Genomic DNA, 18,912 nt, shown 5'->3' with positions numbered 1-18,912 from the left:
TCTAGAACGATCGGGGGCGAGCCCCTTCAGATACTGAACATCATGGCGGTGAGCAGGAAATCCAGCCCCAGCACCGACAGCGAGGCCGCCACCACCGTGCGCGTGGTGGCGCGCGACACGCCCTCGGGCGTGGGCTGCGCCTCGTAGCCCTGCAGCAGCGCGATGAAGGTCACGGTGAAGCCGAACACGATGCTCTTGATGACGCCGTTGCCGACGTCGCGCCAGACATCGACGCCCGCCTGCATCTGGCCCCAGAACGCACCGGGGTCGACGCCGAGCATCAGCACGCCCACCACGTAGCCGCCGAGGATGCCGACCGCGCTGAACACGGCCGCCAGCAGCGGCATGGTGATCACGCCGGCCCAGAAGCGCGGCGCGAGGATGCGCTGCACCGGGTCGACCGCCATCATCTCCATGGCACTGAGCTGCTCGCCGGCCTTCATGAGGCCGATCTCGGCCGTGAGGGAGGTGCCGGCACGGCCCGCGAACAGCAGCGCCGCCACCACCGGCCCGAGCTCGCGCACCAGGCTCAGCGTGACCAGCAGGCCGAGCGCTTCCGAGGAGCCGTAGCGCTGCAGCGCGTAGTACATCTGCAGGCCGAGCACGAAGCCCACGAACAGCCCCGACACCGCGATGATCGCGAGCGAGTAGTTGCCGAGGAAATGGATCTGGTCGCGCACCAGCGCGAAGCGGCGCAGGCTGCGCGAGCCCTGGAAGGCGAGCCGCATGAACAGCTTGGCGCCATAGCCGAGGTCGGCCAGCTTGCTGCGCACGGCGAAGCCGACGTCGCCGGGGTTCCACCAGCTCATGACCCGCTCCCGCTCATCGGACCGAAGTCGTCCTCGATGCTGACGCCCGGGTAGTGGAAGCGCACCGGCCCGTCGGGCAGCGCATGCACGAACTGGTGCACCAGCGGGTCGCTGCTGTTGCGCACCTCGTCGGGCGTGCCCTGCGCGGCGATGCCGCCGTTGGCGAGCACGATCACCTGGTCGGCGATGCGGAAGGTCTCTTCCACATCGTGCGACACGATGATGCTGGTGAGTCCCAGCGTGTCGTTGAGCTGGCGGATCAGCCGCGCCGCGGTGCCGAGCGAGATCGGGTCGAGGCCGGCGAAGGGTTCGTCGTACATCACGAAGTCGGGGTCGAGCGCGATCGCGCGCGCCAGCGCCACGCGCCGCGCCATGCCGCCCGAGACTTCGCTGGGCAACAGGTCGCGCGCGCCGCGCAGGCCGACGGCATCGAGCTTCATCAGCACGATGTCGCGCACCAGCGCTTCGGGCAATTCGGTGTGTTCGCGCAACGGAAAGGCCACGTTGTCGAGCACGCTCATGTCGGTGAACAACGCGCCGAACTGGAACAGCATGCCCATGCGGCGCCGCGCGGCATAGAGCGCGGCGGAGTCCATGCGGCCGACGTCCTGGCCGTCGAACAGCACCTCGCCGCGCTGGGCGCGCTGCTGGCCGCCGATGAGGCGCAGCACGGTGGTCTTGCCGCCGCCCGACGCGCCCATGAGCGCCGTGACCTTGCCGCGCGGCAGCGAGAACGAGACGCCATCGAGAATCGCGCGCGCGCCATAGCCGAAGCGAACGTCGCGAAACTCTACGAAGGGCTGTGGCTGTGCGGCTGGGTCCATCTCAATAAAAAAGCCGGGCGCCCTGAGGAGGCATCCCGGCATGCGGTTTCCGCGGATGATAAAGGAGCCGCGAGAAGCCCCGCCGAATTGAAACAAATTTCCGCCGGGCCGGCCTGCTCCGTTTGGAGGAGACGCCCGCCCTCCCGAGGGAGGGCGGGCGCGGCACCTGGACTTATCGCGGCAGGTCGCTGAAGCCCATCAGGAACTCGTCGACCGAGCGCGCGGCCTGGCGGCCCTCGCGGATCGCCCACACCACCAGCGACTGGCCGCGGCGGATGTCGCCGGCGGCAAAGACCTTCGGTACGTTGGTGGCATAGCCGCCGATGAAGTCGACGCTGGCCTTCGCATTCCCGCGCGCATCCTTCTCGACGCCGAAGGCATCGAGCACGGTCGCCACGGGGCTCACGAAGCCCATCGCGAGCAGCACGAGGTCGGCCTTGAGCACCTGCTCGCTGCCGGCCACTTCCTGCATCTTGCCGTCCTTCCACTCGACGCGAACGGTCTTCAGGCCGGTGATCTTGCCCTTCTCGCCGATGAATTCCTTGGTCGAGATCGCGAACTCGCGCTCGCAGCCCTCGTCGTGGCTGGAGCTGGTGCGCAGCTTGATCGGCCAGTAGGGCCAGGTCAGCGGGCGGTTCTCTTCCTCGGGCGGCTGCGGCATCAGCTCGAACTGCGTGACGCTCACGGCGCCATGGCGGTTGCTGGTGCCCACGCAGTCGGAGCCGGTGTCACCGCCGCCGATCACGATCACGTGCTTGCCGTCGGCGCGCAGCTGGCCCTTGACCTTGTCGCCCGCGTTGACGCGGTTCTGCTGCGGCAGGAACTCCATCGCGAAATGGATGCCGTCGAGGTCGCGGCCGGGCACCGGCAGGTCACGCGACTGCTCGGCGCCGCCGGTCAGCAGCACGGCGTCGAAGTCCTTCTGCAGCTGCTCGGGCGTGACGGTTTCCTTGGCCAGGTTGGTGACCTTGGAGCCCTTGCCCAGCGGATCCTTGGCGGCGCCGACGACCACGCCGGTGCGGAACACCACGCCCTCGGCCTTCATCTGCTCGACGCGGCGGTCGATGTGCGACTTCTCCATCTTGAAGTCGGGGATGCCATAGCGCAGCAAGCCGCCGATGCGGTCGTTCTTCTCGAACAGCGTCACGTCGTGGCCGGCGCGCGCGAGCTGCTGCGCGGCGGCCATGCCGGCCGGGCCCGCGCCCACCACCGCGACCTTCTTGCCGGTCTTGTGCTTGGCCACGCGCGGCGCGACCCAGCCCTCGTCCCAGGCGCGGTCGATGATCGCGTGCTCCAGCGACTTGATGCCGACCGCGTCGTCGTTCACGTTGAGCACGCAGGCCGCCTCGCAGGGCGCGGGGCAGATGCGGCCGGTGAACTCCGGGAAGTTGTTGGTCGAGTCGAGCACCGCGAAGGCGTTCTGCCAATCGTTGCGGTACACCAGGTCGTTGAAGTCCGGAATGATGTTGTTGACCGGGCAGCCGCTGTTGCAGAACGGCGTGCCGCAGTCCATGCAGCGCGCGCCCTGCACCTTCGCCTGGTCGGTGTTCAGGCCGACGACGAATTCCTTGTAGTGCTTGAGCCGTTCCTCGACCGGGCGATAGCCCTCCTCGATGCGCTCATGCTCCAGAAAACCGGTGATCTTTCCCATCGTGCTGTTCCTTCGTTGTGTCTTCGTTCACCGGCGCCTTCAGGCGGCGGCCGGCGCCGTCTTGGGCGCGGCGGCGATCGCATGCGGCTCGAGGCCGACGTGCGCGTTGTTGCCGGTGCTGGCGAGCTCGACCTTGCGGTCGTGCAGCTCGCCGAGGGCGCGCTTGTACTCGTTGGGGAAGACCTTGACGAACTTGGTGCGCGACACGGCCCAGGTGTCGAGCAGCTCGCGCGCGCGCTTGCTGCCGGTCCAGCGGTGGTGTTCCTCGAGCAGCTTCTTCAGCTGGGCCTCGTCGGTCTCGCCGCCGTGCCAGATCTTGCGATGCACGCTGGCGGTCTGCTCGGCCGAGGTCAGCACCTTCTCGAGCGAGACCATCGACATGTTGCAGCGCGAGGCGAACTGGCCGTCCTCGTCGTAGACGAAGGCCACGCCGCCGCTCATGCCGGCCGCGAAGTTGCGTCCGGTCTTGCCGAGCACGGCCACGGTTCCACCGGTCATGTATTCGCAGCCGTGGTCGCCCGTGCCTTCGATGACCGCCGTGGCGCCCGACAGGCGGACCGCGAAGCGCTCGCCGGCCACGCCGCACAGGTAGGCCTCGCCGGTGGTCGCGCCGTACAGCGCGGTGTTGCCGACGATGGTGTTGCGCACGGCCTCGCCGCGGAAGTCGAGGCTGGGGCGCACCACCACGCGGCCGCCCGACAGGCCCTTGCCGGTGTAGTCGTTGGCGTCGCCGATCAGGTACAGCGTGATGCCGCGTGCCAGGAAGGCGCCGAACGACTGGCCGCCCGTGCCCTCGAGCTGGATGCGGATCGAGTCGTCGGGCAGGCCCTGCGGATGCACCTTGGTCAGCGCGCCCGAGAGCATCGCGCCCACCGAGCGGTTGACGTTGCGCGCCACCTCGATGAACTGCACCTTCTCGCCCTTGTCGATCGCGGGACGCGACTTCTCGATCAGCCGGACGTCGAGCGCCTTGTCGAGGCCGTGGTCCTGGTTCTCGACGTGGAAGCGCGAGACGTCGGCCGGCACGTTCGGCAGCGCGAACAGGCGGCTGAAGTCGAGGCCCGAGGCCTTCCAGTGCTCGATGCCCTTGCGCATGTCGAGCAGGTCGGCGCGGCCGATCATGTCGTCGAACTTGCGGATACCGAGCTGGGCCATGATCTGGCGCACTTCTTCCGCGACGAAGAAGAAGTAGTTGACGACGTGCTCGGGCTTGCCCGAGAACTTCTTGCGCAGCACCGGGTCCTGCGTGGCCACGCCCACCGGGCAGGTGTTGAGGTGGCACTTGCGCATCATGATGCAGCCCTCGACCACCAGCGGCGCGGTGGCGAAGCCGAACTCGTCGGCACCCAGCAGCGCGCCGATCGCGACGTCGCGGCCGGTCTTCATCTGGCCGTCGGCCTGCACGCGGATGCGGCTGCGCAGGCGGTTCAGCACCAGCGTCTGCTGCGTTTCTGCCAGGCCGATCTCCCACGGGCTGCCCGCATGCTTGATCGACGACCAGGGCGAGGCGCCCGTGCCGCCGTCATGGCCGGCGATCACGACGTGGTCGCTCTTGCACTTGGCCACGCCCGCGGCGATGGTGCCGACGCCGATCTCGCTGACCAGCTTCACGCTGATGCTGGCGTGCGGCGCGGTGTTCTTCAGGTCGTGGATCAGTTGGGCCAGATCCTCGATCGAGTAGATGTCGTGGTGCGGCGGCGGCGAGATCAGGCCCACGCCCGGCACCGCGTAGCGCTGCTTGCCGATGTACTCGGTGACCTTGCCGCCTGGCAGCTGGCCGCCCTCGCCCGGCTTCGCGCCCTGGGCCATCTTGATCTGGATCTGGTCGGCCGAATGCAGGTACTCGGCCGTGACGCCGAAGCGGCCCGAGGCCACCTGCTTGATGCGCGAGCGCAGCGAGTCGCCGTCCTTGAGCGGCAGGTCGACTTCGACGTTCTCGGCGCCGATCACGCTGCGCAGCGTGTCGCCCTGCTTGATCGGGATGCCCTTGAGCTCATTGCGGTAGCGCGCGGGGTCTTCACCGCCTTCGCCGGTGTTGCTCTTGCCGCCGATGCGGTTCATGGCCACGGCCAGCACCGAGTGCGCCTCGGTGCTGATCGAGCCCAGCGACATCGCGCCGGTGGCGAAGCGCTTGACGATGTCGGCCGCCGATTCGACCTCGTCGACCGGAATCGCCTTCGCCGGATCGATCTTGAACTCGAACAGGCCGCGCAGCGTGAGGTGGCGGCGGTTCTGGTCGTTGATGAGCTGGGCGTATTCCTTGTACGTGTTCCAGTTGTTGGCGCGCGTGCTGTGCTGCAGCTTGGCGATCGCGTCGGGCGTCCACATGTGCTCTTCGCCGCGCGTGCGCCAGGCGTATTCGCCGCCGGCGTCGAGCATGCTGGCGAGCACCGGGTCGTCGCCGAAGGCGGCCTTGTGCATGCGGATGGCTTCCTCGGCGATCTCGAACACGCCGATGCCTTCCACGCGGCTGGCGGTGCCGGTGAAGTACTTGCTGACGGTCTCGCTGTTCAGGCCGATGGCCTCGAACAGCTGGGCGCCGCAGTAGCTCATGTAGGTGCTGACACCCATCTTCGACATGATCTTCGACAGACCCTTGCCGATCGCCTTCACGTAGTTGTAGATCGCCTTCTCGGCGCTCAGCGCGCCCGGCAGGTCGGCATGCATGCCGGCCAGGGTGTCCATCGCGAGGTAGGGGTGGACCGCCTCGGCGCCGTAGCCCGCGAGCACGGCGAAGTGGTGCACCTCGCGCGCCGAACCGGTCTCGACCACCAGGCCGGCCGTGGTGCGCAGGCCCTCGCGAACCAGGTACTGGTGCACGGCCGACAGCGCCAGCACCGCCGGAATGGCGACCTGCGTCGGGCCGACGCCGCGATCGCTGACGATCAGGATGTTGTGGCCGCCCTTGATGGCATCGACGGCTTCGGCGCACAGCGAGGCCAGCTTGGCTTCGACGCCTTCGTCGCCCCAGGCGAGCGGGTAGGTGATGTCGAGCACGTAGCTCTTGAACTTGCCCTGCGTGTACTTGCCGATGTCGCGCAGCTTCGCCATGTCGGCGAAGTCGAGGATCGGCTGGCTCACCTCGAGCCGCATCGGCGGGTTGACCTGGTTGATGTCGAGCAGATTGGGCTTGGGTCCGATGAAGGACACCAGCGACATCACGATGGCTTCGCGGATCGGGTCGATCGGCGGGTTCGTGACCTGGGCGAACAGCTGCTTGAAGTAGTTGTACAGCGGCTTGTTCTTGCTCGAGAGCACGGCCAGCGGGCTGTCGTTGCCCATCGAGCCGATGCCCTCTTCGCCGGCCTGCGCCATCGGGCTCATCAGGAACTTGATGTCTTCCTGGGTGTAGCCGAAGGCCTGCTGGCGGTCGAGCAGCGCGACCTGCGAGATCGGCGCGGTCACCGGCTCGGCCTGCACGCTGTCGAGCTTGATGCGCAGGTTCTCGATCCACTGCTTGTAGGGCTTGCTGTTGGCGAGGGTGGCCTTGACCTCCTCGTCGTCGATCATGCGGCCCTGCTCGAGGTCGATCAGGAACATCTTGCCGGGCTGCAGGCGCCACTTGCGCACGATCTTCTGCTCGGGCACGGGCAGCACGCCCGACTCGGAAGCCATGATGACGAGGTCGTCGTCGGTCACGCAGTAGCGCGAGGGACGCAGGCCGTTGCGGTCGAGCGTGGCACCGATCTGGCGGCCGTCGGTGAACACGATCGAGGCCGGGCCGTCCCAGGGCTCGAGCATGGCGGCATGGTATTCATAGAACGCGCGGCGACGCGGGTCCATGGTGCTGTGCTGTTCCCAGGGCTCGGGAATCATCATCATCACGGCCTGGCTGATCGGGTAGCCGGCCATCGTCAGCAGCTCGAGGCAGTTGTCGAAAGTGGCGGTGTCGGACTGGCCCGCGAAGCTGATCGGGTAGAGCTTCTGCAGGTCGGCGCCGAGCACGGGCGAGGACATCACGCCCTCGCGCGCCTTCATCCAGTTGTAGTTGCCCTTGACGGTGTTGATTTCGCCGTTGTGCGCGACGTAGCGGTACGGGTGGGCCAGCGGCCACTCGGGGAAGGTGTTGGTCGAGAAGCGCTGGTGCACCAGGCCCAGGGCCGAGACGCAGCGCTTGTCCTGCAGGTCGAGGTAGTAGGTGCCGACCTGGTCGGCGAGCAGCAGGCCCTTGTAGACCACGGTGCGGCTCGACATGCTCGGAACGTAGTATTCCTTGCTGTGCTTGAGCTTCAGGCGCTGGATGTTGGCGCTCGCGGTCTTGCGGATCACGTAGAGCTTGCGTTCGAGCGCGTCCTGCACGATCACGTCGTTGCCGCGGCCGATGAAGACCTGGCGCAGCAGCGGTTCCTTTTCGCGCACGGTGGGCGACATCGGCATGTCGCGGTTGACCGGCACGTCGCGCCAGCCCAGCAGCACCTGGCCCTCGGCCTTGATCGCGCGTTCCATTTCCTGCTCGCAGGCCTGGCGCGAGGCGTGTTCCTTCGGCAGGAAGATCATGCCGACGCCGTACTCGCCCGGCGGGGGCAGCGTGACGCCCTGCTTGGCCATCTCGTCGCGGTACAGGTGGTCGGGCAGCTGGATCAGGATGCCGGCGCCGTCGCCCATCAGCTTGTCGGCGCCCACGGCGCCGCGATGGTCGAGGTTCTCGAGAATCTTCAAGCCCTGCAGCACGATGGCGTGGCTCTTCTCGCCCTTGATGTGGGCCACGAAGCCGACGCCGCAGGCATCGTGCTCGTCGGCACCGGAATACAGACCGTGTTGTTGGAGATGTTGAATCTCGGCAGCCGTCGTCATGGCGCACTCCTTCAGTTTTCGCAGGGATTGGGAGCATATTGCGATGCACAAAGAATGCCAAACACTTTAATGGGGGTCAGATTCCAATTAAATCTTGAGTTTTCTTGTCAGAATTTAATTGGGGACACATCAAATTGGATAGCGGGAGGCCGCGACTGGACAGCGGTTTCCGCCCTTTTCAGTTCAGCTCTTGGTACCCGAAGGCGGCCGCCCGGCCTTGGCCGGCAGCACTCGGCGCTCGGTGTTCTTCTGCAACGCGTCCAGAAAATCCGCATCGCCGGCCGCCCAGCCACGCAGCGTGGCTTCGGTCAGCGCCGACTGGTCGGCGGCCCGGACGCCCGCACGCACCAGTTCGACATACGCCGCCTCGCGCGCGAACGGGGTGTTGCCGAGCTCCCAGTACAGCGGATGGGGCGTGAGCAGCCGGTCGTGCCGCAGCCCCGCGTAGTGCGCATGGCTGGACCACGCGAAGTCGCGCGGATCGATCACCAGCCCCGCGCGCACCGGGTTGAGGTCGATGTAGGCCATGCAGGTCAGCAGGTAGCGCTCGGTCTGGATCAGGGTCGACCTGTAGCGCCCTTCCCACAACGTGCCGCTGCGGCCATGGCGGTCGTTGAAGTAGCGCACGTAGCTGCGCCCGACCGACTGCATGAGCTGCGGCAACCCGGTGGCGCTGTCGGGCGTGGCCAGCAGGTGGAAATGGTTGTCCATCAGCACGTAGGCATGCACCGCGACGCCGAAGCGCGTGGCGCTGTCGGCCAGCAGGGCGAGCAGCTTCTCGTGGTCCGCGCGGTCCACGAAGATCGGCTGGCGGTTGTTGCCGCGCTGGATCGCGTGGTGCGGCAGGCCGGCAAGGGTGAGACGGGGAAGGCGGGCCATGGGCCAGGAAGGGGTTGACGCGCGGGGCTTGTATCCTAAGCCGCCCGCCGAACCATTCCATCCTGGCGGGGGAGGAGCCATTCGATGTTCAAGTTCTTCAAGGAAATGCTCGATACGGTCAAGGAAGGCATGGCGGAGGGACGCGCCGAGCTGGCGCAGGAAGCCGCCGAGCGCGAGGCCAAGGCCCAGCAGGACGGCACGACGCTCGAGGCCCGGCTCGCGGCCTCGTCGCGCTACGAGAACATGGCCGTGGCGCTGGCCGCGATCTACCGCGAGACCTTCGCCCCCGAGCTCAAGGCCGCCAAGGAGGCGAACCGCAGCGCGGTGCACCTGCTGTGCGTGCCGATCCCCGACGAGGAAGTCGCGCCGTGGAAGAAGCTGCTGGCGCGCGACTTCGACGCGGGCGACGAGGCACAGGCACGCGAAGCCATCGCCGACACCCACGACGCGGCCGAGGCGATGGCCCGCAGCGCGGACGGCGAGCTGGCCGTGTGGATCGCCCGTTTCGCGCACCTCGCGACCGGCTCGGCGGCGGTCGGCTACCTGGAAGCGCGCGAAGCGCTGGACGCGCTCGAGCCGGCGGTGGCGCTGGCGATCGAACGCTTCGACGGCTGGGAGCGCTACGGCCGCAGCTTCCTCGAGGGCGAGCGCGATGCCGCGGGCAGCAACTTCATGGGCCGCAAGGTGCTGGCTTCGGTGACCGAACGGCTGCTGGAAGACGAGCGCAGCCCGTGGAAGACGCTGGACTGGCCCGCGCGCGACGCGCTGCCGGCGCTGCTCGCGTCGCGCTGATCCGGCGCGGCGCCAGGCTCAGTCGAGCCTAAAGCGCGTATCGCCCAACGCATCGAGCCCGAACTGCGCCAGCAGTTCGCGCAACCGCGCGGCCGCACTCGCCTTGCGCTGGCCGGTATGGCGCGCGAGGATCAGTTCGTTCTTCATGCTGTGCTCCCAGCCCACGAGCTCGGTCACGGTGACGCTGTAGCCGTTGGCCTCGAGGTACAGGCAGCGCAGCACGTTGGTGAGCTGGCTGCCGATCTCGCGCGTGTGCAGCGGATGGCGCCAGAGCTCGGCCAACGGCGTGCGCGAGAGCGCGAGCGCCTTGGTCTCGCGCAGGCAGGCCGCCACCTCCGCCTGGCAGCAGGGCACCAGCACCATGCAGCGCGCCTTCTTCGCGAGGCCGAAGGCGATGGCGTCGTCGGTGGCGGTGTCGCAGGCATGCAGCGCGGTCACCACGTCGATCTGCGGCGGCAGTTCGCTGGCGCTGGCCGATTCGGCGACCGTCAGGTTGAGGAAGGACATGCGGTCGAAGCCCAGCCGCTGCGCCAGTTCGCGCGACTTCTTGACCAGCTCGGCACGCGTCTCGATGCCGTAGACGTGACCGCCCCGCCCCGCGCGGAAGAACAGGTCGTAGACGATGAAGCCCAGGTACGACTTGCCCGCGCCGTGGTCGGCCAGCGTGGCGTTGGCGCCGCCCTCGGGCAGCTCGCGCAGCAGCTGCTCGATGAACTGGAACAGGTGATAGACCTGCTTGAGCTTGCGGCGCGAGTCCTGGTTGAGCCGGCCCTCGCGCGTGAGGATGTGCAGCTCCTTGAGCAGCTCGACCGACTGGCCCGGGCGCAAGGCCTCGGCGAGCTCGGCATCGGCCTTCGCCACCTTGGCGGTCTTGCCGCCCTTGGCGGAATGGTCGTCGCGGGTCTTGTTCAAAGCGTGGGCATTCATGTGGGGGTGCTCCCGGGGCCGACGTCGAGCGCGGCCCAGCCTTCGGGTCCGAGGGCCTCGAGGGTGTCGATGTTGCGGCCGAAGATCTCCTCGGCGTCGGGAAAGGCCTCGACCGCGCGGTCCACGCTCTCTTCGCGCAGCAGGTGCAGCGTGGGATAGGGCGCGCGGTTGGTCGCGTTGCCGATGTCGTCGGGCTCGGTGCCGCCGAACTGGAACCGTGGATGGAAGCTCGCGAGCTGCAGCACGCCGTCGAAGCCGGCCTTGGCGAGCCGGCGCTCGGCACGCGCCGTGAAGTCGTTGAAATCGAGGAAGTCCGCGAGCGCGTTCGGCGCGATCAGCAAGGTGGTGTCGCGCTCGGCAGCATCGAGCGTGACGAGCTGCCGGGCTTCGGCGAGCAATGCGTCGAGCAGGTCGTCATGCTCGGCGGACAGGTAGGTGGCGTAGTGGATCTGGCCCTTGACGTGCACGGCCTTCGCGAACGGGCACAGGTTGAGGCCGATCACCGCGCGCTCGAGCCAGCGGCGCGTGTCGGCGACGGCCTGCTCGGCCGTGACGAAGGCACCGCTGCTCATGGCGCCGCGGCCTCCAGCGCCAGCCGCGCGCGGCCGAGCCGGCGCGCGATCGCGATGCCGGTCAGCGAGCAGGCCAGCGTCGCGACCCAGGTCCAGTGCCATCCGCCGACGCGGTGCGCTACCCAGGCGACAGTCGGCGGCGCCAGGAACTGGCCCAGCGACGAGGCCTGCTGCATCAGCCCGACGGTGGTCGACACGGTGGCCGGTCCGGGCGCGAAGCGCACGCCGAGCAGGAACAGCGTGGCCGGCACCATGCCGCCCGCGAGCGAGAAGGCGCAGACGGCCACGAAGCGCAGCGAGGCGGGCAGCCCGATGGCATCGGCGCCCGGCCCGCGCAGTTCCGCGAAGGCCGCGATGCCGCCCAGCGCCATGATCAGGAAGCCCCACTGCAGCAGCCGCTCGGGCGCGATGCCGCGCTGCAGCCAGCGCCCGCCCATGATGTTGCCGACGATGTTCATCGCCGCGGCCAGCGCCGTGAGCACCGCGTTCCAGCCGGCCGGCACGCCCGCGCCGGCATAGATCGCGGGCAGGAAGCCGATCACCGCCATCCACTGCGCCGAGTAGACGGCGAAGCTCAGCGCCGTGAGCCAGGGGCCGCGCGCGCCGACGGTGGTGCGCAGGCGCGACCAGCCGCTCTCGGGCACGGCGGCGGCGATCGGCGCGCGTTGCCGGTCGGCCGGCACCGCGACGAACAGCCAGGCCGCCGCCAGCGCCGACACCAGCGACAGCGCCCACCACCAGCCAGGCCAGCCGTTCCAGCCGATCAGCACCGGGCCGAGCAACAGTGCCAGCGCCACGCCGAACGGCATGTAGGCACCCCAGAGCCCCAGCGCCGCCTTGTCGGCGCCCGCGGGCGTGAGGGCGCGGATCAGGCCCGGGCCGGGCATCACCGCCAACAGGAAGCCAATGCCCTCGACGGCGCGCAGCACCAGCAGCCAGGGCACGGCCTGCTCTGCGGGCAGGTGGCTACCGACCGCGCCGCCCGCGAGGCTGGCCAGGGTCAGCACGGCCAGTCCGCCGAGCATGCTGCGGCGCAGGCCGATGGTGTCGGCCGCCAGGCCCGCGAGCAGGCCCAGCGTCATGCTCGCGACCTGTACCAGCGAGAGCAGGAAGCCGGCCTCGACCAGGCCGATGCCCAGCGAAGCCTGCAGCGCCGGCACCGCGGGCGGCAGCTTGCCCAGGTGCAGCGCGGCGCTGACGCCCGCGACCACGACCGCGAAGGCGGCCGCGGGGATGCGCGGGCGCGCGCCGGGCGATGTCATGCCGTCGGCCCGTCGGCGCGCGCAATGCCGCGCCGGCCGGTCAGCCGCTCGTGCTCGCGCATCGCGAAGCGGTCGGTCATGCCCGCGATGTAGTCGGCCACGGCGCGTGGGCGGTCGGCGCGCTCGGCGAAGGACTCGGGCATCTCGGCGCCGCGCTCGAGGTAGGCATCGAACAGTTCGCGCACCACCTCGCGCGCCTGGTCGGTGGTCTGCACCACCTGCGGGTGACGGTAGAGGTTGCGGAACAGGAAGCGCTGCAGCGTCTCCGACTGCGCGCGCATGCCCTCGCTGAACGCGACCACCGGCGGCGCGCGGCGCACCGCATCGGCATCGCCGGGTGCGAGCGCCTCGAGCGTGGCACGGGTGGCGTCGATCACGTCGTAGACCTGGGCGCTGAGCATGCGGCGGATGGTCTCGTAGAGCACGCGGCGGCCGCTCAGCGCGGGGTACTCGGCCAGCGCCTCGCGCCGGTAGCGCTCGAACAGCTCGACCTCGGCCAGTTGCTCGACGGCGATCAGGCCGGAGCGCACGCCGTCGTCGATGTCGTGGGCGTTGTAGGCGATCGCATCGGCCAGGTTGCACAGCTGCGCTTCGAGGCCGGGCTGGGTGCGGTCGATGAAGCGGCGCGCCACGCCGCCGGGCTCGGCCGCCTCGAGCTTCTCGGCGTTGGCGCGCGAGCAATGCTTGAGGATGCCCTCGCGCGTCTCGAAGCTGAGGTTGAGGCCGTCGTACTGCGGATAGCGGTGTTCGAGCGCATCGACCACGCGCAGGCTCTGCAGGTTGTGCTCGAAGCCACCGTGCTCGGCCATGCAGGCATTGAGCGCGTCCTGCCCCGCATGGCCGAAGGGCGTGTGGCCCAGGTCATGGGCCAGCGCGACCGCCTCGACCAGGTCCTCGTTGAGCCGCAGCGCGCGCGCGATGGAGCGGCCGAGTTGCGCCACCTCGAGCGAATGCGTGAGCCGCGTGCGGAACAGGTCGCCCTCGTGATTGAGGAACACCTGCGTCTTGTAGACCAGCCGCCGGAACGCCGTCGAATGCACGATGCGGTCGCGGTCGCGCTGGAAGGCGTCGCGCGTGGGCGCGGGCGGCTCGGGATGGCGGCGGCCGCGCGAACGCGCGGGATGCGAGGCGTAGTGCGCGAGGCTCATGAATCCGCGGAGGCGATGCCGGCCATCGGAATGGGTCAGGCGGCCGCGCAGGATTGCGCGAGCACCTCGCGCACCAGCGCGTCGGGGGCGCCGCGCATGATCGCGGAGCCGGGCTTGTCGATCACCACGAAGCGGATCTCGCCGGCCTCGGATTTCTTGTCGACGCGCATCAGTTCCAGGTAGCGGTCAGCGCCCAGGTCGGGACCGACTGTGGGCAGGCCGGCGCGCTGGATCAGACGGGTCAGGCGCTCGACGAAGGCCGCGTCCACGCCTCCGAGACGCTGCGACAGCCGCGCTGCCATCACCATGCCGCAGCCCACGGCCTCGCCATGCAGCCATTCGCCATAGCCCAGGCCCGATTCGATCGCATGGCCGAAGGTGTGGCCGAAATTGAGGATGGCGCGCAAGCCGGTCTCGCGCTCGTCCTGGCCGACCACCAGCGCCTTGATCTCGCAGCTGCGCTTGACCGCATGCGCGAGCGCGGCGGGATCGCGCGCCACCAGGGCTTCGATGTTGGCTTCGATCCAGTCGAGGAAGGCCATGTCGTGGATCGGCCCGTACTTGATCACCTCGGCCAGGCCGGCGCTGAGTTCGCGCGGCGGCAGCGTCTGCAGGGTGCCAAGGTCGCAAACCACCAGTTGGGGCTGGTAGAACGCGCCGATCATGTTCTTGCCCAGCGGATGGTTGATGGCCGTCTTGCCGCCGACCGAGGAATCGACCTGCGCCAGCAAGGTGGTCGGCACCTGGACGAAGGGCACGCCGCGCATGTAGCTGGCGGCCGCGAAGCCGGTCATGTCGCCGACCACGCCGCCGCCGAGCGCGAACAGCACGGTCTTGCGGTCGCTGCCGTGTCCGAGCAGCGCGTCGAAGATCAGGTTCAGGGTCTCGAGGTTCTTGTAGACCTCGCCATCGGGCAGCTCGAGCAGATGCACCTGGCGGAACCGGCCGGCCAGCGCCTGGCGAAGTGCCTGGGCGTAGAGCGGCGCGACCGTGGTGTTGCTGACGATCAGCGCGCTGGCCGCCTGCGGCACGATGCCGTAGGTCCGGGGATCGTCGAACAGGCCGGCGCCGATGAGGATGGGATAGCTGCGGTCGCCGAGCGGGATGTCGACGCGTTCGAGGGGGGGCGAGGAAGCGGAAGCGGAAGCGGCAGGCGATGGCATGGCGGGAGTTTAGGCGGTGCGGCGCCCAGGGGCCGGAACGCCGGTGCCAAGCGCCTCGGCGCGCAAGGGGCGATCCGTGCCCCGACCGGGCCTGGCTAGCCCGAAGAAGCGGGCGGCTCGGGGCCCTCGGGGTGCGCGCCGGGCGGCACGATGCCGGCCAGTTCGAGCTGCATCACGATGATGTTCACGAGCGTCGCGACCGTGGGACGCCCCGTGTCGACCACATCGTGAGCGGTCTCGCGATAGAAGGGGTCGCGCGCGTCGTGCAGCTCGCGCAGCCGGCCCAGCGGATCGGCCACCTGCAGCAGCGGTCGCTTGACGTCGTGGCGCAGGCGCCGAAACAGGTCCTCGGGCGAGGACCGCAGGTAGATCACGTGGAAATGGCCGCGCAGCTGCTGCCGGTTGGCCTCGCGCAGCACCGCGCCGCCCCCGGTGGCCAGCACGCCATGCGCGCCCGCCGCCAGCTCGGCGATCACCTGCTGCTCGAGGTCTCGGAAGGCGGCTTCGCCTTCGCGCTCGAAGTAATCGCGGATCGAGCAGCCGATGCGCTGCTCGATCTCGTGGTCGGTGTCGACGAAGGGAAGATCGAGTCGAAGCCCCAGCCGCCGGCCCACAGCGGACTTTCCGGCGCCGGGCAATCCGACGAGTGCGACGGCCACGCCGTGGCTGCTACGCCCGCGCGTCAGCGCGCGGCGTTGCGGTCGGTAATCATCTTCGGGGTGATAAAGACGAGCATTTCGGTCTTGTTCGCAATGCGAGTGCGTGTGCGGAACAGCGCCCCCACATAGGGCACTTCACCCAGCACCGGCACGCGCGACTCGTCATTGGATTCGTTGAGCTCGAAGATACCACCGATGACGACCGTGCCGCCGTTTTCGACCAGCACCTCGGTCTGGACATGCTTGGTGTTGATGGCCGGGCCGGCAGTGGTGTTGACGCCTCGGGCGTCCTTGCTCACATCCAGCGTCAGGATGATGTTGCCTTCGGGCGTGATCTGCGGCGTGACTTCGAGCTTGAGCACCGCCTTGCGGAACGCGATCGAAGTGGCACCGCTCGAGGTCGCCTGCTGGTAGGGAATTTCCTCGCCCTGCTCGATCAAGGCCTTGGTCTGGTCGGCAGTGATGACACGGGGGCTGGACACCAGCTTGCCCTTGCCGTCCGCCTCCAGTGCGGAAATTTCGAGGTTCAGCATGCGCGAGAAGCTGGAATTGAACAGCGAAATCGCAAAGGTGCCTGGAGAAGTGCCGTTGTTGAGAGGATCGACGGCCGGCAGGTTCACGAAATTCGAATTGGTCCAGGTCGTCGTGGTGTTTCCACCGCTGTTTCCGCCGCCAGAACCAGAGCCAGAGCCGGATCCAGTGCCAGACAGAGGCATGGCGCCGATAGTGCCGAACGCGCGATTGCCGTTGGCGGAAGCGATCCGCTCGTTCGCGATACCGCCACCCAGTCTGGCGCCAAGCGATTTACCGAAGGTATCGGTCGCCTCGACGATCCGCGCCTCTATCAGCACCTGACGCACGGGCACGTCTAGCTTCAGGATGAGCTCCGCGACCTGCGCTAGGCGCGAGGGGATGTCGGACACGAACAATTGGTTGGTACGCGCCTCGGCGATTACGCTGCCGCGCGGGCTCAGGATACGCGTGGTGGTGCCCGAGTTGCCCCCGCCTCCACCCGCACCGCCCGCAGAAGCACCAGTACCGGTCAATCCCTGCGCGATGGCGATCGCCTTGGTGTAGTTCAGTTGGAAGGACTGCGTCCGCAGAGGCTCGAGATTCTCGATTGCCGCCTTGGCCTCGAACTCGAGCTTTTCCTTGGCGTTGATCTCGTCCTTCGGCGCGATCCACAGCACGCTGCCGTTCTTGCGCATGCCGAGATTCTTGGCCTGCATGATGATGTCGAGCGCCTGATCCCAGGGCACGTCCTTCAGTCGCAAGGTCAACGCACCCGTCACCGAATCGGAAGTCACGATGTTGAAGTTCGTGAAGTCGGCGATCACCTGAAGCAGCGAACGGATCTCGATGTTCTGGAAGTTGAGCGAAAGCTTCTCGCCCGTGTAGCCAGCGCCTTGCGTCAGCTTGGTCGGATCGACCTTGCGCGCGCGCACTTCCACCACGAACTGATTGTCGCTCTGGTAGGCACTGTGTTCCCAATCGCCCTTGGACTCGATCGTCAGGCGCACGCGGTCACCAGCCTGCTGGGCCGTGATGGACTGCACCGGTGTATTGAAGTCGGCCACGTCCAGCCGACGGCGCAGGCCTTCGGGCAGCGTGGACTTGGTGAACTCCGCCACCAGGCTCTTGCCCTGCTGCCGCAGATCCACGCCCACTTGGTTGTTTGCCAGATCGATGATGACGCGGCCGGTGTTGTCGGAGCCCAGACGGAAATCGACATCGCGCAGCGCCAGGGTGTCTCGGTTGCGGTTTTCGGCAAAGGTTGCGGAAACCGGCGCCGCGAGCGCCACGCCCGCCGTGGGTTCGAGCGTTACCAGCAGCGACTTGCCCTGGACCTCGGCCTTGTATGCGGTGGCCTGCTTGAGGTTAAGCACCACGCGGCTGCGTTCACCGGCCTGTACCACGTTGACCGAGCGCAGATTGCCCTGGTTCACCTCGATCGCGGAGCGCCCGATGGCGTTCGTGACACCGGGAAAATCGAGCGCGATGCGCGCAGGCGTTTGCACCGCAAAGCCATTGGGAACCGCAGCCAACGGTTGCGCCAGGTCGATGCGGATCACCTCCGCACCCGATTGCATCGAGCTCGTCACAGACTCGATGGCATTTTGCGCTTGGGCCACGGCCAGCGCACCAAATGCCAGCAGCCCGAGCGCGGCGCTTCGCAGCCGCTGTGCCATCTTCGATTTTTCTAGGTTCATTTCGCACTCTCTTGCAACTGCAGCGATGCTGCGCGTTCGATCCATTCGCCCGCCGCGTCCTGCACGATCTCACGCAGGGCGACTTCGCTTTCGTTGATCCGGGTGATGCGGCCGTAGTTAAGGCCCAGGTACTCGCCGACGCGGACTTTGTAGAGCAGCTTGTCGACCTTCACCAGAGCCACCGGCTGGCTGTTGCGGTTCATGGTGCCGACCATCGCCATCGAATCGAGCGGGAAGGCCTCGAGGGCCTCCTTGCGACGCGCCAGTTCGGGCGCAATCAGATCGGAATTGCCCGGCTGGTTCGATTCGCGACGCAATGCCTGCGTGAGCTTCAGCATATTGAAGGGCTCGAACGAGGAAGCTTCCGTGTAGGCCTGTGGCGTAAATCTTTTCGGCTCCGTGATCGGCGAGATGTTGGGTTTGACCTGCGCGCGCTGCTCCACCATCCAGCGCTGAAGATCTTCCTGGTCGGAGTCTCCGCAGGCGCTCAATCCCGACGCGGCCATCGCGAGCCACAACAACTTGAACGCCGCTCTCATTTCTTCGTGCCTTTGGGCGCCGCAGCGCGTTTCTGGGCTGCCCGCTCTTCTTCATCGAGATAGCGATAGGTACGCGCCGTGGCATCCATGGTTAACGCACCGTCCTTGTCCTTCTGCGGCGTCACGCTCAGGTTGTTCAGCGTAACGATGCGCGAGAGGCTCGCGACGTCGGCCGCAAAAGCGCCCATGTCGTGATAACGGCCCGTCACGCGCACCGAGATCGGCAGCTCGGCGTAATAGTCCTTGACGACGACCTGCCCCGGGCGGAACAGCTCGAACTGGAGGCTGCGGCCAAGTCCGGCCTGATTGATGTCCGACAACAGTGCATCCATTTCGGCCTTGCTCGGCAACTGCTTCTCGAGCACCGTGACGTACTGCTGCACCTGTTCGCGCTGCTTCTTCAGCAGGTCGAGGTTGGCGGCCTGCGCCACCTTCTTCTGATAGTCGGTCCGCAGCGCGGTTTCCTTGCTGCGCTCCGATTCGAGTTCGTCGTTCGAATTCGTGAGCCAGACGAACCACAGGGCCACGACCACGACGACGGACAGGCCCAGGCACAGCGCATAGCGCGGCACTGGCGGCCAGTTCGCGGGATCGTTGAGGTTCAGTCCACGGAACTGATCGCCGAAGCGGCGCATCGCGGCGCCGACATCAACCTTGGGGGAAGAGCGTTTGCTTGCCATGAT

Annotated in this window: 15 protein-coding genes; 1 reads left to right on the top strand and 14 read right to left on the bottom strand. The window is 67.8% G+C overall.

Annotated features, from left to right (window positions below; translation table 11 throughout):
• Positions 1–26 precede the first annotated feature (26 nt).
• The 5 genes from mlaE to R0232_RS07760 form a co-directional block, all read right to left on the bottom strand.
• Positions 27–809, bottom strand: a complete 783-nt coding sequence (mlaE, locus tag R0232_RS07780) for a lipid asymmetry maintenance ABC transporter permease subunit MlaE (RefSeq protein WP_208508699.1) — start codon at positions 807–809, stop codon at positions 27–29.
• Complete coding sequence (locus R0232_RS07775; RefSeq protein WP_281077295.1) at positions 806–1,633, bottom strand: ABC transporter ATP-binding protein; 828 nt, start codon at positions 1,631–1,633, stop codon at positions 806–808. The genes mlaE and R0232_RS07775 overlap by 4 nt, the downstream gene beginning before the upstream one ends.
• A gap of 172 nt (positions 1,634–1,805) precedes the next feature.
• Positions 1,806–3,284, bottom strand: a complete 1,479-nt coding sequence (locus R0232_RS07770; protein ID WP_208508697.1) for a glutamate synthase subunit beta — start codon at positions 3,282–3,284, stop codon at positions 1,806–1,808.
• A gap of 39 nt (positions 3,285–3,323) precedes the next feature.
• A complete protein-coding gene (locus R0232_RS07765) occupies positions 3,324–8,078 on the bottom strand; it encodes a glutamate synthase-related protein (RefSeq protein WP_093351990.1) in 4,755 nt (1,584 codons plus the stop codon).
• A gap of 183 nt (positions 8,079–8,261) precedes the next feature.
• Positions 8,262–8,957, bottom strand: a complete 696-nt coding sequence (locus tag R0232_RS07760; RefSeq protein WP_296798341.1) for a transposase — start codon at positions 8,955–8,957, stop codon at positions 8,262–8,264.
• 84 nt (positions 8,958–9,041) lie between these two features.
• On the opposite strand from R0232_RS07760, the gene R0232_RS07755 reads away from it, so the two are divergent.
• Positions 9,042–9,749 (top strand): DUF1266 domain-containing protein, encoded by a 708-nt coding sequence (locus tag R0232_RS07755; protein ID WP_431511771.1) that lies wholly within the window; start codon positions 9,042–9,044, stop codon positions 9,747–9,749.
• A gap of 18 nt (positions 9,750–9,767) precedes the next feature.
• Here the strand turns inward: R0232_RS07755 and R0232_RS07750 are convergent, their stop codons facing one another.
• From R0232_RS07750 to R0232_RS07710, 9 genes are all read right to left on the bottom strand, one after another.
• Entirely contained in the window at positions 9,768–10,676 is a 909-nt protein-coding gene (locus R0232_RS07750) for a class I SAM-dependent methyltransferase (RefSeq protein ID WP_431511770.1), read from the bottom strand.
• On the bottom strand, positions 10,673–11,248 hold the full coding sequence (locus R0232_RS07745) for a DUF1415 domain-containing protein (RefSeq protein ID WP_431511769.1): 576 nt from the start codon (positions 11,246–11,248) through the stop codon (positions 10,673–10,675). The genes R0232_RS07750 and R0232_RS07745 overlap by 4 nt, the downstream gene beginning before the upstream one ends.
• The gene (locus R0232_RS07740) at positions 11,245–12,510 is read right to left on the bottom strand and encodes a CynX/NimT family MFS transporter (RefSeq protein ID WP_431511768.1); all 1,266 of its coding nucleotides are present in this window, start codon (positions 12,508–12,510) and stop codon (positions 11,245–11,247) included. The genes R0232_RS07745 and R0232_RS07740 overlap by 4 nt, the downstream gene beginning before the upstream one ends.
• The gene (locus R0232_RS07735) at positions 12,507–13,658 is read right to left on the bottom strand and encodes a deoxyguanosinetriphosphate triphosphohydrolase (RefSeq protein ID WP_431511767.1); all 1,152 of its coding nucleotides are present in this window, start codon (positions 13,656–13,658) and stop codon (positions 12,507–12,509) included. Before R0232_RS07735 ends, R0232_RS07740 begins: the two co-directional genes overlap by 4 nt.
• 35 nt (positions 13,659–13,693) lie before the next feature.
• Positions 13,694–14,821, bottom strand: a complete 1,128-nt coding sequence (aroB, locus tag R0232_RS07730; protein ID WP_431511766.1) for a 3-dehydroquinate synthase — start codon at positions 14,819–14,821, stop codon at positions 13,694–13,696.
• A gap of 95 nt (positions 14,822–14,916) precedes the next feature.
• Positions 14,917–15,480 carry a shikimate kinase gene (locus R0232_RS07725; protein WP_208509123.1) on the bottom strand — a complete coding sequence of 188 codons (564 nt, stop codon included), beginning with the start codon at positions 15,478–15,480 and terminating at the stop codon, positions 14,917–14,919.
• Between the two features lie 23 nt (positions 15,481–15,503).
• Complete coding sequence (gene pilQ, locus R0232_RS07720) at positions 15,504–17,690, bottom strand: type IV pilus secretin PilQ (protein ID WP_208509124.1); 2,187 nt, start codon at positions 17,688–17,690, stop codon at positions 15,504–15,506.
• Positions 17,687–18,229, bottom strand: a complete 543-nt coding sequence (locus tag R0232_RS07715; RefSeq protein ID WP_208509125.1) for a pilus assembly protein PilP — start codon at positions 18,227–18,229, stop codon at positions 17,687–17,689. Before R0232_RS07715 ends, pilQ begins: the two co-directional genes overlap by 4 nt.
• On the bottom strand, positions 18,226–18,909 hold the full coding sequence (locus R0232_RS07710) for a type 4a pilus biogenesis protein PilO (RefSeq protein ID WP_208509126.1): 684 nt from the start codon (positions 18,907–18,909) through the stop codon (positions 18,226–18,228). The genes R0232_RS07715 and R0232_RS07710 overlap by 4 nt, the downstream gene beginning before the upstream one ends.
• Between the last annotated feature and the right edge of the window lie 3 nt (positions 18,910–18,912).

The organism is Variovorax sp. DAIF25 (assembly GCF_050711835.1).
Classification (GTDB): Bacteria; Pseudomonadota; Gammaproteobacteria; order Burkholderiales; family Burkholderiaceae_C; genus Variovorax.
Note: the sequence above shows the minus strand (reverse complement) of the source record. Positions and strands in the feature narration are given on the sequence as shown.

Excerpts from the sequence above, each read along its gene's own strand:
- R0232_RS07765 (WP_093351990.1), bottom strand. The coding sequence starts at position 8,078 with ATGACGACGGCTGCCGAGATTCAACATCTCCAACAACACGGTCTGTAT.
- R0232_RS07775 (WP_281077295.1), bottom strand. The coding sequence starts at position 1,633 with ATGGACCCAGCCGCACAGCCACAGCCCTTCGTAGAGTTTCGCGACGTT.
- R0232_RS07710 (WP_208509126.1), bottom strand. The coding sequence starts at position 18,909 with ATGGCAAGCAAACGCTCTTCCCCCAAGGTTGATGTCGGCGCCGCGATG.
- R0232_RS07750 (WP_431511770.1), bottom strand. The coding sequence starts at position 10,676 with ATGAATGCCCACGCTTTGAACAAGACCCGCGACGACCATTCCGCCAAG.
- mlaE (WP_208508699.1), bottom strand. The coding sequence starts at position 809 with ATGAGCTGGTGGAACCCCGGCGACGTCGGCTTCGCCGTGCGCAGCAAG.
- R0232_RS07755 (WP_431511771.1), top strand. The coding sequence starts at position 9,042 with ATGTTCAAGTTCTTCAAGGAAATGCTCGATACGGTCAAGGAAGGCATG.
- R0232_RS07770 (WP_208508697.1), bottom strand. The coding sequence starts at position 3,284 with ATGGGAAAGATCACCGGTTTTCTGGAGCATGAGCGCATCGAGGAGGGC.
- pilQ (WP_208509124.1), bottom strand. The coding sequence starts at position 17,690 with ATGAACCTAGAAAAATCGAAGATGGCACAGCGGCTGCGAAGCGCCGCG.
- R0232_RS07740 (WP_431511768.1), bottom strand. The coding sequence starts at position 12,510 with ATGACATCGCCCGGCGCGCGCCCGCGCATCCCCGCGGCCGCCTTCGCG.
- R0232_RS07745 (WP_431511769.1), bottom strand. The coding sequence starts at position 11,248 with ATGAGCAGCGGTGCCTTCGTCACGGCCGAGCAGGCCGTCGCCGACACG.
- R0232_RS07735 (WP_431511767.1), bottom strand. The coding sequence starts at position 13,658 with ATGAGCCTCGCGCACTACGCCTCGCATCCCGCGCGTTCGCGCGGCCGC.
- R0232_RS07760 (WP_296798341.1), bottom strand. The coding sequence starts at position 8,957 with ATGGCCCGCCTTCCCCGTCTCACCCTTGCCGGCCTGCCGCACCACGCG.
- aroB (WP_431511766.1), bottom strand. The coding sequence starts at position 14,821 with ATGCCATCGCCTGCCGCTTCCGCTTCCGCTTCCTCGCCCCCCCTCGAA.
- R0232_RS07715 (WP_208509125.1), bottom strand. The coding sequence starts at position 18,229 with ATGAGAGCGGCGTTCAAGTTGTTGTGGCTCGCGATGGCCGCGTCGGGA.